Origin of the sequence: Cryobacterium ruanii (assembly GCF_004404055.1) — a bacterium.
GTDB lineage: Bacteria > Actinomycetota > Actinomycetes > Actinomycetales > Microbacteriaceae > Cryobacterium > Cryobacterium ruanii.
The window spans coordinates 370989-384438 of the sequence record NZ_SOHK01000015.1; the positions used below are offsets into that span (position 1 = coordinate 370989).

Annotated in this window: 13 protein-coding genes, 1 tRNA gene and 2 pseudogenes; 6 read left to right on the forward strand and 10 right to left on the reverse strand. The window is 62.5% G+C overall.

Annotation, left to right across the window (positions count from 1 at the left end):
* Nucleotides 1–32: 32 nt before the first annotated feature.
* The 3 genes from E3T47_RS11315 to E3T47_RS11325 form a co-directional block, all read right to left on the reverse strand.
* Nucleotides 33–509 carry a hypothetical protein gene (locus E3T47_RS11315; RefSeq protein WP_134556153.1) on the reverse strand — a complete coding sequence of 159 codons (477 nt, stop codon included), beginning with the start codon at nucleotides 507–509 and terminating at the stop codon, nucleotides 33–35.
* Complete coding sequence (locus tag E3T47_RS11320; protein ID WP_134556154.1) at nucleotides 497–772, reverse strand: hypothetical protein; 276 nt, start codon at nucleotides 770–772, stop codon at nucleotides 497–499. The genes E3T47_RS11315 and E3T47_RS11320 overlap by 13 nt, the downstream gene beginning before the upstream one ends.
* 98 nt (nucleotides 773–870) lie before the next feature.
* A complete protein-coding gene (locus E3T47_RS11325; RefSeq protein WP_166805703.1) occupies nucleotides 871–1626 on the reverse strand; it encodes an MOSC domain-containing protein in 756 nt (251 codons plus the stop codon).
* A 168-nt stretch (nucleotides 1627–1794) separates the two neighbouring features.
* Here E3T47_RS11325 and E3T47_RS11330 point away from each other — a divergent pair.
* The 5 genes from E3T47_RS11330 to E3T47_RS11350 all read left to right on the forward strand — a co-directional run bounded on the left by E3T47_RS11330 (nucleotide 1795) and on the right by E3T47_RS11350 (nucleotide 5338).
* Nucleotides 1795–1871 (forward strand) — tRNA-Pro (locus E3T47_RS11330).
* 177 nt (nucleotides 1872–2048) lie between these two features.
* Nucleotides 2049–2306 (forward strand): helix-turn-helix domain-containing protein, encoded by a 258-nt coding sequence (locus tag E3T47_RS11335; RefSeq protein WP_241982190.1) that lies wholly within the window; start codon nucleotides 2049–2051, stop codon nucleotides 2304–2306.
* 376 nt (nucleotides 2307–2682) lie between these two features.
* Nucleotides 2683–3303, forward strand: a complete 621-nt coding sequence (locus E3T47_RS16065; RefSeq protein WP_174844673.1) for a site-specific integrase — start codon at nucleotides 2683–2685, stop codon at nucleotides 3301–3303.
* 1014 nt (nucleotides 3304–4317) lie between these two features.
* Nucleotides 4318–4770, forward strand: a complete 453-nt coding sequence (locus E3T47_RS11345) for a hypothetical protein (RefSeq protein ID WP_241982192.1) — start codon at nucleotides 4318–4320, stop codon at nucleotides 4768–4770.
* 100 nt (nucleotides 4771–4870) lie between these two features.
* The gene (locus E3T47_RS11350) at nucleotides 4871–5338 is read left to right on the forward strand and encodes an SRPBCC family protein (RefSeq protein ID WP_134556156.1); all 468 of its coding nucleotides are present in this window, start codon (nucleotides 4871–4873) and stop codon (nucleotides 5336–5338) included.
* Nucleotides 5339–5448: 110 nt separating this feature from the next.
* Here E3T47_RS11350 and E3T47_RS11355 read toward each other — a convergent pair whose 3' ends face one another.
* Complete coding sequence (locus E3T47_RS11355) at nucleotides 5449–7392, reverse strand: ABC transporter ATP-binding protein (protein ID WP_134556157.1); 1944 nt, start codon at nucleotides 7390–7392, stop codon at nucleotides 5449–5451.
* Between the two features lie 1006 nt (nucleotides 7393–8398).
* Between E3T47_RS11355 and E3T47_RS11365 the strand changes: the two genes are divergently transcribed.
* Entirely contained in the window at nucleotides 8399–8926 is a 528-nt protein-coding gene (locus E3T47_RS11365; RefSeq protein WP_198416625.1) for an SHOCT domain-containing protein, read from the forward strand.
* A gap of 97 nt (nucleotides 8927–9023) precedes the next feature.
* Here E3T47_RS11365 and E3T47_RS11370 read toward each other — a convergent pair whose 3' ends face one another.
* The 6 genes and pseudogenes from E3T47_RS11370 to E3T47_RS11385 form a co-directional block, all read right to left on the reverse strand.
* A complete protein-coding gene (locus E3T47_RS11370; protein WP_134556158.1) occupies nucleotides 9024–9320 on the reverse strand; it encodes a hypothetical protein in 297 nt (98 codons plus the stop codon).
* A 41-nt stretch (nucleotides 9321–9361) separates the two neighbouring features.
* On the reverse strand, nucleotides 9362–9538 hold the full coding sequence (locus E3T47_RS16430) for a hypothetical protein (protein ID WP_241982194.1): 177 nt from the start codon (nucleotides 9536–9538) through the stop codon (nucleotides 9362–9364).
* A gap of 25 nt (nucleotides 9539–9563) precedes the next feature.
* Nucleotides 9564–10028, reverse strand: a pseudogene (locus E3T47_RS16825) (DUF4232 domain-containing protein); the annotation flags it as partial.
* Nucleotides 10029–10515: 487 nt separating this feature from the next.
* Nucleotides 10516–10677, reverse strand: a complete 162-nt coding sequence (locus E3T47_RS16435) for a GPGG-motif small membrane protein (protein WP_338419392.1) — start codon at nucleotides 10675–10677, stop codon at nucleotides 10516–10518.
* A 903-nt stretch (nucleotides 10678–11580) separates the two neighbouring features.
* A pseudogene (locus E3T47_RS16440) lies at nucleotides 11581–12021 on the reverse strand (helix-turn-helix domain-containing protein); the annotation flags it as partial.
* Between the two features lie 293 nt (nucleotides 12022–12314).
* Complete coding sequence (locus tag E3T47_RS11385; RefSeq protein ID WP_134556161.1) at nucleotides 12315–13325, reverse strand: LacI family DNA-binding transcriptional regulator; 1011 nt, start codon at nucleotides 13323–13325, stop codon at nucleotides 12315–12317.
* Nucleotides 13326–13450: the final 125 nt, after the last annotated feature.

Genomic DNA, 13450 nt, shown 5'->3' on the forward strand with positions numbered 1-13450 from the left:
CGGCGAACTGCCCAGATGCGCCTGTTTAAAAGTCAGTTGATTGACTCCGCTCCAGCTCGGCGCCGGAACAGCTGTTTCATCCCGGCTGCCACGAGCATCGCGATCCCCGCAGCAATCCTCGACGCGGCGACGATCGTTTCCGTGAACGGCGTCGTGTCGTGCGACTGGTAGCCCACTAGCGCCGGCGCGATCTGAAAGGTGGTCAAGAAATAGCCGGGCAGGGTCAGGCCGAGCAGTAGCAGGCACGCAGCGGATGCCGCCCACGAGTCCCGCAGCCACCGCGCCGCCAAGGCGATCAGGCCGACGAACCCGACCAGGGTCAACGACAGTTGCACCGGTGAGAATTGCAGGGGTGACGGAGCACCGATCAGCCCGGAAATGACGGCATGCACGCCGATGAGGCCGAACGAGTCGGCGGTGGCGACAGTGGCGACGGTAAGCATGCGTTCGACGCGACCATTGTGAGCCGCATGTCCCATGGCCAGGATCCCCAGTGTCAGGAGCAGCATCCCCTCCCGCCGAAGAACTGCGCCGTCGTTCCGAGGTTCTTCCACGGGCTGGCGGGGTGGGAGTAGTCGAAGCGATTGTCTTCGATCGAAATGTCCGTGCGCGTCCAGGAGTCGCTCAAGACAACCCACCGCTCCAGCGAGGCAACGAGCTGAATCGCGGCTGAGCCGAGAAGGAGGCCGGCCGCAGCGAGTGACCAGCCGGCCGATGTGTGGCGGGCGAGAACGATCGGCGTGGAGAAACCGGTGCGGGCGATGGCTGCCATGCGCCCACAGTAGCAACGGCGTGCGAGCTGGCTGGCTGGCTGGCTGGCTGGCTGGCTGGCTGGCTGGCTGGCTGGCTGGCTGGCGAACAGTAGATGCGTTACACCGACAGACGTACGTCGTCTCCGACCGACACTGTGCCCGGGCTGACCACCTCGGCGTAGACGCCGAACATGATGTCGTTCGATCGCAGTCGGTAGCCGGCGAGGGTTTTCAGGAGGCTTGTTCCGCGAGCACCGGTATCGGGGTCGACGTCGATGACGGCACACCGCGGAATGCCGTCATTCACGAGAAGGCGGGCTCCACCAAGCTCTAGTTCACGGCCGACCCAGGAGTCTTCGACGTGCGCGTCGGCGTCACCGGTGTCGATCGTGAAGGTGGCGCGGAATCGGCGAGTATCGACCGCCATGCCCGATTCTCGAGCCAGCCGGGCCAGTGAACTCGTCGTGCTGATCGCGACCGAATCACCGTAGACCACCGCTCCCGCGACCGCGCTTCGGGTGAGAACGACGTTGCGCCCCAACAACCGGGAGAACTGCTGAGCCCAGGGCCCGTCGACCACCTGCATAGACGTGGTCCGACCCCAATAGTCGAGTTCGAGAACTTCACCGGTCACGGTGGGCTTCTCGGCGATCCGGCGGCCGTCGATCTTCATTGAGAGCACCCCCCCAGCCCAGTTGGCCTCACACGAAACGAGCAGCGGATACTCGACCGTCTTCAAAACCGTGCCCGTGTGCCGGTCGACGATGGCGAAGTCACGATCGCCAACGGGGCCGTCGGCCGCGAGCAGAAGGTTTTCTCGAGGCTGGTGGCGGCCGCCTTTGAGTAGTGACACACCGATATCTCGAATTCGCATGATGCTGTTCACACTAGCGAGCGCGTCTGCCCGACGCTCCCCCGGCATCCGCTTAGGTCATCACGGATTGTCCTGCGCCGTTGTGTTCTTGCAGCTGGTCATAAGGCGGTAAGCTCTTACAGTTGTCTTCCGCAGGTTTTGATCGTCGAAATCGCGTTGCGGAAGTGACGGGCTGTGGCGCAGCTTGGTAGCGCACTTGACTGGGGGTCAAGGGGTCGCAGGTTCAAATCCTGTCAGCCCGACCAAAAGTCCCGGAAACTCAAGGGTTTCCGGGACTTTTTAGGTTAAAGATTTGATTAAGCCATCACTACCCCATCACTTTCAGCGTTCCAGAGCCGGTTATTCGGCCTTATCGTTCGAGTCGCCGACGTCGGTTTCGGTACCTCCCGATCGTCCGGGATCATCGTGCACACCTTCTGGGCATGAGTACCCACGACGACAAGCTAACCTCCCCTCCCACCGACGACTGGGGGCTCGAACCCCTGATGGACGTTGCCGAGCTGGCCGCCTACCTCGGCATCCCCATCTCCACCGTCTACGACTGGCGGGTGCACGGAAAAGGCCCCACGGCCTACCGGTTCGGAAAACACCTGAAGTTCGCAATCTCCGACGTAGGAGCCTGGATCGCCCAGCAGCGCGAGTCCTCCTCCAGCGAGCCCAGGCGCACCGATCGGCGGTGAGCTGAAATGGCGCGACAACGGTTGACCATCGGCACCTTCGGCGACATCACCACCCGCCAGACACCGACCGGCCGGTACGAGGCGCGAACCCGCTACCGGGACTGGGACGGCCACGCCCGCCTAGTGCAAGCCACCGGCGCCACGGCCAGCGCCGCCGAGCGGGCACTGAAGGCCAAGCTCGCCGACCGGGACCTGTTCCACCCCGCCGACAAGGCGCTCACGCCCAACAGCCTGTTCAAAGACCTGGTGACGTACTGGCTGGAAGACATCGACCTCGAGGATCGGATCTCCCGGACCACCCGCAACCTGTACGAGCGCAACATGCGCACCCTGGTCTCACCCGAGCTTCGACAACCTCGCGCTGCGGGAGATCGGCGTGGCCCGATGCGACAAATTCATCAAACAACTCGCGAAGCTCTCTTACAGCCGAGCCAAACAGGCGCGGGTCGTGCTGCGGCTGGCCTTGGAACTGGCGGTGCGGCACGAGGTACTCCCCCGCAACCCAATGGACCACGTCTCCCGCCTCCACCGCGAGCCGCACGTGCCAACTGCCCTCACCGCCCCAGAGGTGAACGTCATCCGCGCGGCAATCGCGCAATGGGAGAGCGCCGCCAACCACATCTCTGGCCCCAAACCCGATGGCCAGCTCGGCGCGATCATCGAGGTGATGCTCGGCACCTCGGCCCGGATCGGTGAGCTTCTCGCCATCCGACGCCGGGACATTGACATCACCAGTGCCGTGCCCTCCATTCGCCTGGCCGGAACCATCATCAGTCGCAACGGCGAACTGACCTTCCGGCAAGACCATCCCAAAACCGCAAAGTCCACGCGTGTTGTGGCACTGCCCACATTCACCGCCGACGCCGTGCGCCGGCGGCTCGCCAAATTCGGGAGAAGTTCTTATGCGGGGGTGATGGCGGCTGACAGCGACGACTCAGACGTGCGACGCGGTGAACGTAACTCGTCGAGACAACGTGATTCAACAACTCATCGCTGAGCTGAGGCAGGTCCACCCCGGATATTGTTCGCCCTTCTTACGGCGACCGCACGCGATGCGGCCGTCCGGGGTCGCAGTGTGCTCGGTCCGGTACGACAACACCGTAAGGGTATCGGTGGTCAGGAACACAAACTCGGCGAAAGGTAGCGAAATCGACGACTCGGGCTTGTGCTCAAAATCCGCGACTCCAGTGACCGCCCCGACTCCAATCTGAATTGCCACGCCTCTTGCAGATCGAGGGCCCGGCTGTTTCGTCGGTGACGAAACGGTGCCGCCTGGCGCTCCTCCTGAGTATGAGCGACCTGCAGAAATTCACCAGCCGACGGTTAACCTCGACCCAGTGCGTCCGGTGTGGCGCGGCGCTGCCGCCGGCCGCGAGCACCGGACGACCGCGCGTCTTTTGTGGACCCGGCTGCCGCAAAGCTGCGTACGACGACAGACGGGCTCGTAAACGCGAGGCATTTCACGTGCGAATTGTTGACCGTACTGTCGTGAAGACGGTTGAGATGATTCGGACCATCGATGAAGGGCACGACATCACCGAGTGCGTCCGACAGGTTTGCGGATCACCCCGGGCGGTTGCGAATGTCCTCGTCGCTCTGAATGGGTTGATCCGTTCGGACACACTGCTGTTGGACAACAAATGGGCTCCCGCACTGCGTTTGATCGTCGACTTGAACCGCACCGTTCAGAATGCTGCTGAGCACGCAAGCCGGCCGCGCCGTTGACGCTGAGATCGTCGCGGTACCGGAGCACGGAAAGGATGAAACTCAGGCTTGCGACATCTTGCTAGATTCCGTCTAGAGAAAGCAGGCAGGGGTGTGTTGCCGGATAGCGTCGCATTTATTTCGCGGTTCGCGGGCTTGTCCATCTGTTGAGGTGCGCACGCGCAAGCACTTCCATGGCTACGGTTGTAACGAGCACAGTGATTGAGAGCGCGTGATGACGTACAGCGTAATTCGAGTTCGCGCGACGCCTAGTGCCTCGCGCTCAGGGCACATGGGTGGCGTGCTCGTGGTTGCTGGTATCGCGGTGGCCGCGTGGATCTCTTTCGGCCGCCACCTCTTCGGGATCGGTGGCGACCTCACCATCATCTACGCGGCGACGCTGGGTGTGATTTTTGCCGCCTTGCTGGTGATCACGGGGCTCGCGGTACGACGCACGGCACGTCGAGGGTTCGAAACTCGCGCGATAACATACGTGTTTTTCTTTGCATCAGGCGTTATCGGACTCTTGTTGGGACTCACGCTTCCAGATTTAACACCTCGCGGTTTGCAGACAATCATCAGCGGACCCACACAGCCTGCGTTGGATATCGCTATTGGTATCGCGAACCCCCTGGGCGTTATCGGAATCGCGACCGCGATCATTGCGCTCGTGCTTTCGATTCGCGATTCGCGCGGGCGAATCACGCTTGTTGAGTCTTGGGGCGACGAGGATGACGGTGCCCTTGTCGACCCCGCGTAGCGGCAATTCGTTGCATCGACGCCGCTCCCGAAAGACCCACGTGCAGCGCGTCAGGCCGGAAACACCGTCTAAGAGACAGCCCCCACCTAGGCTGAGCAGTATGACGGTCGAACAGGTTGAGCAAGGGCCTCGCCAAGTCGCGCGCACTGTTGAGGTGCCGGCTTCGGCCGAAGACGTCTTCGCGTTGGTGGCTGATCCGCACCGTCACGGTGAACTGGACGGCTCGGGCACCGTCGGCGGTACGGTGTCGGGGCCGCGGCGGCTCACCCAGGGCGCAAAATTCTCGGTAGCGATGAAGCAGTTCGGCGTCCCGTATCGCATCACCAGCACGGTGACGCGCATCGAAGACGGTCGGCTTGTAGAGTGGCGTCACCCCGCGGGACACCGGTGGCGCTGGGAACTCACGCCGCTCACGCTCACGTCTACGCGCGTTACTGAGACGTTTGACTACAGCACCGTCCCAGCCGTTCAGGGAAAGGTCTACGAGCTGCTCGGCTTTCCTCACAAGAACGCCGCTGGCATCGAAGCCACCCTTCGCCAACTCAGGTCGCGCTCCCCTCGCGCTTGACGTGAGGCCACCGGGCCGGAGTCGGTTACGCGGCCGTGATTACCAGCACCACCGACTCGTCGGTCGTCCGGCTCAGGCGCCGGACCGCATGGTGCCGAAGTGCTCAGTGACTAGATCCCGCTTAGCGCATCCGCATCCGCATCCGCATCCGCATCCGCATCCGCATCCGCATCCGCATCCGCCGCAACATTCTTCTGCACGGCGAACTGGGTCCGGTGCAATTCCTCGTATCGTCCACCTACAGCCAACAGTTCCCCGTGCGTACCGCGCTCCACGATCGAGCCGTCCTCAACCACGAGGATCAGATCCGCGCTGCGGATGGTGGAGAGGCGGTGTGCGATAACCATCGCCGTCCGTCCCTCGAGCGCCTCGCTGAGCGCCGCCTGCACGGCGGCCTCAGACGTCGAGTCCAGCGCCGCCGTCGCCTCGTCGAGGATGACGACGCGCGGCTGGGCGAGCAGGAGCCTCGCGATGGTCATCCGCTGGCGCTCACCCCCGGACAATCGGTAGCCACGTTCGCCCACCATGGTGTCCAGCTGGTCGGGCAGGGACCGGATGAGCGGCTCGAGCCGCGCACGGCGGACGGCGTCCCACACCTCATCGTCGGACGCTTCCGGCCTCGCGAGGCGCAGATTGGAGAGGATGGTCTCGTGGAACAGGTGGCCGTCTTGGGTCACCATGCCCAGGGTGTGGCGCATGGAGGCGAAAGTGACATCGCGGACATCCGCCCCCGCGAGGCGCACGGCGCCGCTGTCGACGTCGTACAGGCGCGAGAGGAGCTGCGCAATCGTGGATTTGCCGGCACCGGACGAACCAACGAGGGCAACGGTCTGACCCGGCTCGATCCTGAAGGATACGCCGTGCAGCACCTCCTCGCCGCCGCGGGTGTCCAATGTGGAAACCTCCTCGAGAGACGCGAGGGACACCTTGTCCGCGGACGGGTAGGCGAAGCGCACGTTGTCGAACTCCACGGACACCGGGCCTTCGGGCACGGCGACGGCGTCGGGCTTCTCCTTGATGAGCGGGTCAAGGTCGAGCACCTCGAAGACGCGCTCGAAGCTGACCACCGCGCTCATGATCTCCACCCGTGCGTTTGCGAGGCCGGTGAGCGGCGCGTAGAGGCGGGTGAGGAGGAGCGCCAGGGTGACCACGTCTCCGGTGTTCAGCTGGCCGGCTAGTGCGAGGAAGCCGCCGAGCCCGTACACGAGCGCGAGGGCGAGAGCGGAAACGAGCATCAGTGCGGTGTAGAAGACGAACTGCAGCATCGCGGTGCGCACCCCGATATCGCGGACACGGGCAGCGCGGACGCGGAACTCCTCGGCCTCCTCGTCGGGCCGGCCGAACAGCTTGACGAGGGTGGCGCCGGGCGCTGAGAAGCGCTCAGTCATCTGCGTGCTCATGGCGGAATTGTGATCGGCGGCCTCGCGGCGGAGCGCGGCGAGGCGGCTCCCCATGCGGCGGGCGGGTACCAGGAAGATGGGGAGCATGATCACGGCGAGAACGGTCACGAGCCAAGACGTGCTGAGCATGACGACCAGGGTGAGGATCAGCGCCACGACGTTCGTGACCACACCGGACAGCGTACCGCTGAAGGCCTGCTGAGCGCCGATCACATCGTTGTTGAGGCGGCTCACGAGGGCGCCCGTTCGTGTGCGGGTGAAGAACGCGATCGGCATCTTCTGCACGTGGTTGAAGACGGCGGTGCGGAGGTCGAGGATCACGCCTTCACCGATCCGCGCCGAGTACCAGCGCGTCACGAGTGACACAGCGGCGTCGGCCACGGCCACGAGCGCGATGATGACGGCGAGCCACACAATCGTGGTGACCGCGCCTTGGGCGACGATGACGTCGACCACCTGGCCGGCGAGTACCGGCGTCGCGACCGCGAGGAAAGCTCCCACTGTGGAGAGGGTGATGAAAATAAGCAGCTTAGACCGGTAGGGCACCGCGAACGTCATGATCCGCCTCACGGACTCACGGGAGAAGCCGTGCTTGCCGTCCCTAGCACGCGAGATCTTGTGCAGCGAGCTCCAGGCCGCGCCTTCCATGCTCATGGTGGTTCCTTTCGCTCGTACTAGGACAAGTTTAGATAACGAGTTGCCCAAGCTCGGTGTTCTCCCCAGTGGCGGCGAACCAGGGCTTCTTTCATGAAACGGCTCGGCCGGCAACGAGCGCGTGGGCGGGGTTTGCAACTCGGCTGCCGAGGCGATGCGCGGTGCGCCGGTCAGCGTCATGGACCGCGTCAGGGCCGCGGTCATTCCACGACTGTGCGCCCGCCAAAAGCGGTTCACAAGGTCATCATTTACCCATCACATTCATCACTAAATGACCCAAAACGATGACGTATAATTGGAAGCAGCGAACCGCCCGGTTCCCTGTAAACACAAGGGAATCCGCGGGTTTTCGGAGACAGTCGGCAACGACATAATGTAGGCAAAAAACCTCCAAGGGGTCGCAGGTTCGAATCCTGTCAGCCCGACAGATGAAATAGCAGGTCAGAGGCCAGGTCCGCACTTTGCGGGGCTGGCCTTTTCTGTGTCTATCGGGCAGTTACGCCAACGGTTACGCCAACTGGGATTTCCCTACTGCCATAAAGGGAGCGCGCCGACGGCGAGCGACGGAACCAGGGAGCGCGGGCCAGGAGCCGCTCAAGAAACGCGCTTAGGACCGCGTCGACGACGAGGCGGCGCGTATATCCGCCATGAGCGCCGGTATGTGAACGTCTTGCGGCGTCGTGCTAATCGCGTAGCCGCGTCGCGCCGGATGTTGCATCCCAGGGAGTCAGGGGGCTCGACGAAAACCAGGCGAGGCGGTCGTCGTTCTGGCGGACTAGCCAGCCGACCGTCTCGTCGTCCGGTCCCCAGAGGCGCGATACCTTGCCGATACCTTCCCAGTCGGGGTAGGCGTAGCGGAGGGGTCCGGCGATGAAGTCCAAATGTTGTGGGCGGTGTGTCTTTACGATGGAGGTGCCAACTGTTTGGAAGATATCTGCCGTAAGCCACGCGATGGGCCACCTGATACGTTTCTAACATCAAAGGCATAAGACCAGGGGGACCAACCATGAACGAATCCGCATTCTTCACGTTCACGTCCCATATCGACGGAAAGAACGCCAAAGTTTCAGTGTTAAGCGACCGGATCGAATGGATGAGGCCACGTGGCGTATCAGGCGGGAAAGTTACGGCAGGTCTACTGACGGGCGGCATGTCGTTCCTAGCGACAGGTTTCAAGAACGGCAAGACTGGCACGGAAATGATTCCCGTCAAGAGCATGTCAAGCGTCAGAACGGCGCGAGATGGATTTATAAATACGAAGGTATCGGTTATTACTTCGGGCAATACGGTCGACTTCCGCGTTTCTCATGCCGAGGCTGCACAGGTCAAGAGTCTCCTAACTCAGTTGATATTGGGCACGCACCCCTCTCAGAAGTCCCCGAGAAGAGCGCCGGTCGCGCTTGCACCCACCCCTGCTCTTCCTCAAGTCGACGTGATGGCGCAGCTTGCAAAGCTAGGCGATCTGAAGAGTGCCGGAGTCCTGACCGAGGAGGAGTTCAGTCAGAAGAAGTCAGAACTGCTTGAGCGTCTGTAGCAAGTCGCTGAGACCGCCCACCTCCTAGACGGCAAACCACGAATAACGCCCCGCCTCGGGATTTCTGAGGCGGGGCGTTATTGTGCGGTGGCGGGGCTTAGGCAACGGCGCCGACAGGGACGGGCGCCACACTCGGCACGCTTCCAGAGAATGTGAAGTCGAGGCCGAGTGAGAGGAGCGCTGCGAATACGCCAGCGGCGCTGGTCTCTACTGCGGGGACCGACGGGCCGGTCGGCGTGAGCAGGATCGAGCCGCGCGAGGCGAGGACGGCCCCGACTTTCGCGACGAGGTCCGGCGTACCGACGAGGTGCGGAGCTCGCGCGAACCATTCGACGCTCCCTTCGGGGCAGGTTGCCCGGAAGGTGCGCCCGCGGCGGGGTTCGGAGTTCGGCATGGCCGAATTATTGCACACGCCGCGCGGCGGTCGGGGCAGCGTTAGAAGGGGGCGGGGTCGTCCTCGGGCTCGGCGACAGGCTCGGCGAAGTACGCGGCGACGTGGTCAACTCTGCGGAGGCGTTCCGCTATTTCTGCGCGTTTCTTGTCCGGCAGGAGGGCGAGGAGGTCGCGGTAAGCAGCGAGCACGAGGCGGCGGTCGCTCGCGCGCTCCGGCATTGCTGAAATGGATAGTGCTGTAGGCAGACGCGCCAGGAGCGAGTTGCACCACCTCCGGCATGCCGCTGTCTGCCGCGCGCTTCCCTACGACCGCCCGAGTAACGCTGTCCGCGAGGTTGAAGATGGAAGGCGGTCCCTCGACCCAACAGGCGTCGCCACCGGTGTTAGTAAACGTGATCTCGGACAAGAACGAACCGGCACCGCTGGCCATGGGCTGTGCGGCGATAGAAATACCCAGGTTGTCTCCGTCACACTCAGCGGCTCCGGCGGGCATCGGCGTCACATCTGCATCGATTGCGGCGACCGATGCTTCGCCAGTGGTCTCGGACTCCCCCGGATCAGGCGCTACGGGCGAAGCGAAACCCGAAGGGTAACCGGCACTAGTGGGCGACGGGGTTGAAGACGCTGCCTCACCGCTCACCTGGCCAGCGCAGCCAGTCAAGTAGAAAATGACGGCTATTCCGGAGCAGAGTGCAGAAATTTTCTTCATGATTTTCCTCGGATTATCGTGGTGTCGATTGATGCATGCACCTGCGGCGCACGACTGCTGGGGCAGCGTTCTCGGGCGTTGGGTCTAAAGGTACGAGTCCGTCTGTGCAGAGCATGGCAGCGACTTCGGTGGCAGCCTCCGTCAGATCCAAGCCTCACATGAGGACTATCTTCGCAAAATCGCAACTCTGCGACCGGGTACGCGCCGCACATAGTCGCAGACATCATCCACGGCAACCGTTACGTGTCTCGGAACCTAAGTGCCTCATAACCCATGGCTTGCAAGACGGAACCTACGATTCTGTGTGTTCACACCGACTGCAAATAGGGCCAAGAAACGGCCGCGTAAATGGCCATATTTTCGGTTGGCGTAAGCACTTCCTGGACGTCTTGCCGAGCTCAGACAACGAAGAGCGTCAGTGGATCCTTCACGCCGAAACCGTTCCGGAGCTCCGCCACGCCCCGAAACGGCTACTCGATCCGCAGTCTCAAGTGAAAAGGCTCACGCCACCTGGACCAACCAATAGTCCCACGACGATGAGCACAATACCCCAGAGAATCTGGCGTCGAAATAGCGCGAAAATTCCTGCAATTACGAGGATTACTGCAATGATCCAGAGAATTGTTGCCATGGTGCTGCTCCATTTCATTCAGCGCCGACGGGCCGTACGCCCATAGCGGTTTCCGATCTGTTGAATCGAACGTACCCCCTGCTCGGTCTCTGACCACTGTGTTTTATCCAGAATGTCGTGGAGGTGAGACGCTGTCATCATGTGTTAGCGGCCATGCGAAACGACCAAGAGAATCCGTCAGTGCCGCCGCGATCCTGTTAGGTCCGCCAGGACCAGATCGACCGCGGAGAACGCCCCGGGATCGCCATCCCGGAGAGCATCGAGCTGGCGAAAGCGAAGGAGCGGATCCGGTAACTCGAAACCGAGGTCGAGATTCTCAAACGTGCCGTGAAACTGCTCGGGGAGGACCGCCCCGACCCAAAAGGATCCACCGGTGACCGACACCCTCGCGGAGGCCGTTTTCCGGTGAAGGTCTGCTGCCGCCTGCTGGGCGACACCTGTGGAGGAAAAAGTTCCTCCCCGCGGAGGAAAACGCATTTCGCAATGTCCTGCGATCGGTGCCCTGGCGGGTTTCGCGAACAGCCCACCAAAGGGCCGTTCGCGAAACTGTTCACGAAACGGCCCGGTCGGAACAAAAAGAAATCGCTCCTGAGGATTCTCAGGAGCGATTTCTTGTTTAAGCGGATGCTGCGTGAGCCTGTGCCGGCGATTCGAGTCGTTTGGCTGCCGGGCTTGTGATTCTGTGCTTTTCAGGGCGCGTCGGATTGTCCAAAACGCTTGGGGTTTGCCCTCTCGGACGGTACAGGTGGCCTCGTTTGACCGGTTTAGGGTCTCCGGGGAGGTCCGCCGGTCTCATCGGACGCCGGGGGCTCGATGGATTTCCCTGGCGGCGTCACCCCGGGCGGGTAGGTCCCGGCCGGACGAGGCGCGGTTGTGAAGTTGCCAGTCCTGCCCCATTGCGCGTGCCACGCCCCGCGCAATGATCCGGTTCAGGTTCGCGAACTGATCGACCTGCTTCTCGGTATCAGCCCAGACCCGGGTGATGATCGCCCCGACGGCGCGCCACGCGATGCGTATCAACACAGTGATCGCCGTCTTGGAAGTCTGCGTGGCCAACCGCGCGATCTGGTCGTCAAAGAACAGCGTGTGCCCAGTTTGATGCCGAGCCCACGGGACGGCAGCGACGGTGACACAGTGCTCACCACAACTCACCCGCGGTGCCGCGGCTTATAACTGGATTTGCACCGAGTCAGCGTCCAGCGACCGCCAGTGGCGGCGACCGTCACCAGCGTCGTAGAGGGGGCAGCGTTTTCGGCAGGATCCACAGCGGTTCCGCATCGAAGCCGTTGGCCGCACCTTTGTCAGTAAGAAACCAGGACAGAAAGCGGCGTGCACTCGTTGAGGCGCTCGGGAACTACCCACGGTTACGTCAAGAGAGCCCAAATCTCTGGTGCTCTATCCAGTCCAATTGGAGACCTCTACAAAGCCACGGACATGGCGATTCTAAAGAGCCGATTTAATCGCAGAGCCCCGTATGCTCGCACGCACAAAGATGCCAGGCGCAAGCACGACGGTCCGATGCTTTTTGCGAGCTTAGACCTCGTGTTTGCCGAAGTCGGCAGCAGAGAAATCGAACGTCGCAAGGTGTATCCCTACGTTTTTCGAGGTCTTTCCGCTCCAATTTTGGGCATAACGATTCCGCCCCGATGCAGACCTCAAGCCCCGGTGGACTCGCGAACGACCAGTTCGGGCTGAAACACGATTTGTTCGTGCTCAAACGTGTCGCCGACCTCGGCCTCGCGCAGCAGCAGGTCGACTGCGGTGTAGCCGATCAGCACGCTCGGCTGACGGATCGACGACAGCGGCACCACGGCCGCAGCGGCGAAAGCGATATCGTCGTAGCCGATCAGGGCAATATCGCGCGGCACGTGCAGCTCGCCGCGCATGTTGAGCGCCTGCAGCACACCGATGGCGAGCAGATCGTTGGCGGCAAAGATGGCATCGGGGCGGTCACCGGGTGCCCGCTCCAGCACCAGCTCGCCGGCGGCACGGCCGGCCAGCACCGAGAGGGCATCAGTTTCGATGATTTCCAGAGACACCGACGGATGTTTAGCAACGGCTTCCCGCGCACCCTCCAGCCGATCGACCACCTGCCGAATGCTGATTGGTCCGCCAACGAAAGCGATACGAGTCTTGCCGATGGACACCAGGTGATGCGTAGCGAGGCGCCCGCCCGCAACGTCGTCGACGGCGACGGAGGAAAAGCTACGGTCCTCCGTCTGGCGATCGACCAATACGGTCGGTGTACCGCGAGCGCGCAATCGGGTGAGTCGGTCGCCGACGTCACCAAGTGGTGAGATCAATACCCCGTGCACGCGCTGTTCCTCGAACAGGTCGAGGTAAGCGGCCTCACGGGCGAGACTGTCGTCGGTGTTGCCGAGTAGAACTGCGAGCCCTTCTTCGGCCGCTCGATCTTCGGCACCACGGGCGACATCGGTGAAGAATGGGTTCGCGACGTCGAGCACGATGAGCCCTAGACTGCGGCTCCGACCGTCCCGCAACTGACGGGCGGCGTCGTTGCGAACGAAGCCGAGGTCGGCAATGGCAGCTTGAACTCGCGCGACCGTACCCGGTGACACTTTTTCGGGTCGGTTCAACACGTTCGACACCGTACCCACCGATACGCCGGCGGCGGCGGCGACGTCGTTGACGCTGATCGATGCCACGCTGACTCCCTTTTCGCTGGGACGCCTCCGGCGGCCCAGCCCTCAGCCTATGGGCCATGGGCTCCCACAATGAAACGAATCAACACAGGTGGCCGGGTTTTATGTCGATTGGGAAACGATGATGG

What these genes read in the sequence shown, in the direction of transcription:
- E3T47_RS11315 (WP_134556153.1), bottom strand. Translation starts at nt 509, where the DNA reads ATGCTGCTCCTGACACTGGGGATCCTGGCCATGGGACATGCGGCTCAC.
- E3T47_RS11355 (WP_134556157.1), bottom strand. Translation starts at nt 7,392, where the DNA reads ATGAGCATGGAAGGCGCGGCCTGGAGCTCGCTGCACAAGATCTCGCGT.
- E3T47_RS16430 (WP_241982194.1), bottom strand. Translation starts at nt 9,538, where the DNA reads ATGCCGGAGCGCGCGAGCGACCGCCGCCTCGTGCTCGCTGCTTACCGC.
- E3T47_RS11365 (WP_198416625.1), top strand. Translation starts at nt 8,399, where the DNA reads ATGAACGAATCCGCATTCTTCACGTTCACGTCCCATATCGACGGAAAG.
- E3T47_RS11325 (WP_166805703.1), bottom strand. Translation starts at nt 1,626, where the DNA reads ATGCGAATTCGAGATATCGGTGTGTCACTACTCAAAGGCGGCCGCCAC.
- E3T47_RS16435 (WP_338419392.1), bottom strand. Translation starts at nt 10,677, where the DNA reads ATGAAATGGAGCAGCACCATGGCAACAATTCTCTGGATCATTGCAGTA.
- E3T47_RS11320 (WP_134556154.1), bottom strand. Translation starts at nt 772, where the DNA reads ATGGCAGCCATCGCCCGCACCGGTTTCTCCACGCCGATCGTTCTCGCC.
- E3T47_RS11335 (WP_241982190.1), top strand. Translation starts at nt 2,049, where the DNA reads ATGAGTACCCACGACGACAAGCTAACCTCCCCTCCCACCGACGACTGG.
- E3T47_RS11370 (WP_134556158.1), bottom strand. Translation starts at nt 9,320, where the DNA reads ATGCCGAACTCCGAACCCCGCCGCGGGCGCACCTTCCGGGCAACCTGC.
- E3T47_RS11350 (WP_134556156.1), top strand. Translation starts at nt 4,871, where the DNA reads ATGACGGTCGAACAGGTTGAGCAAGGGCCTCGCCAAGTCGCGCGCACT.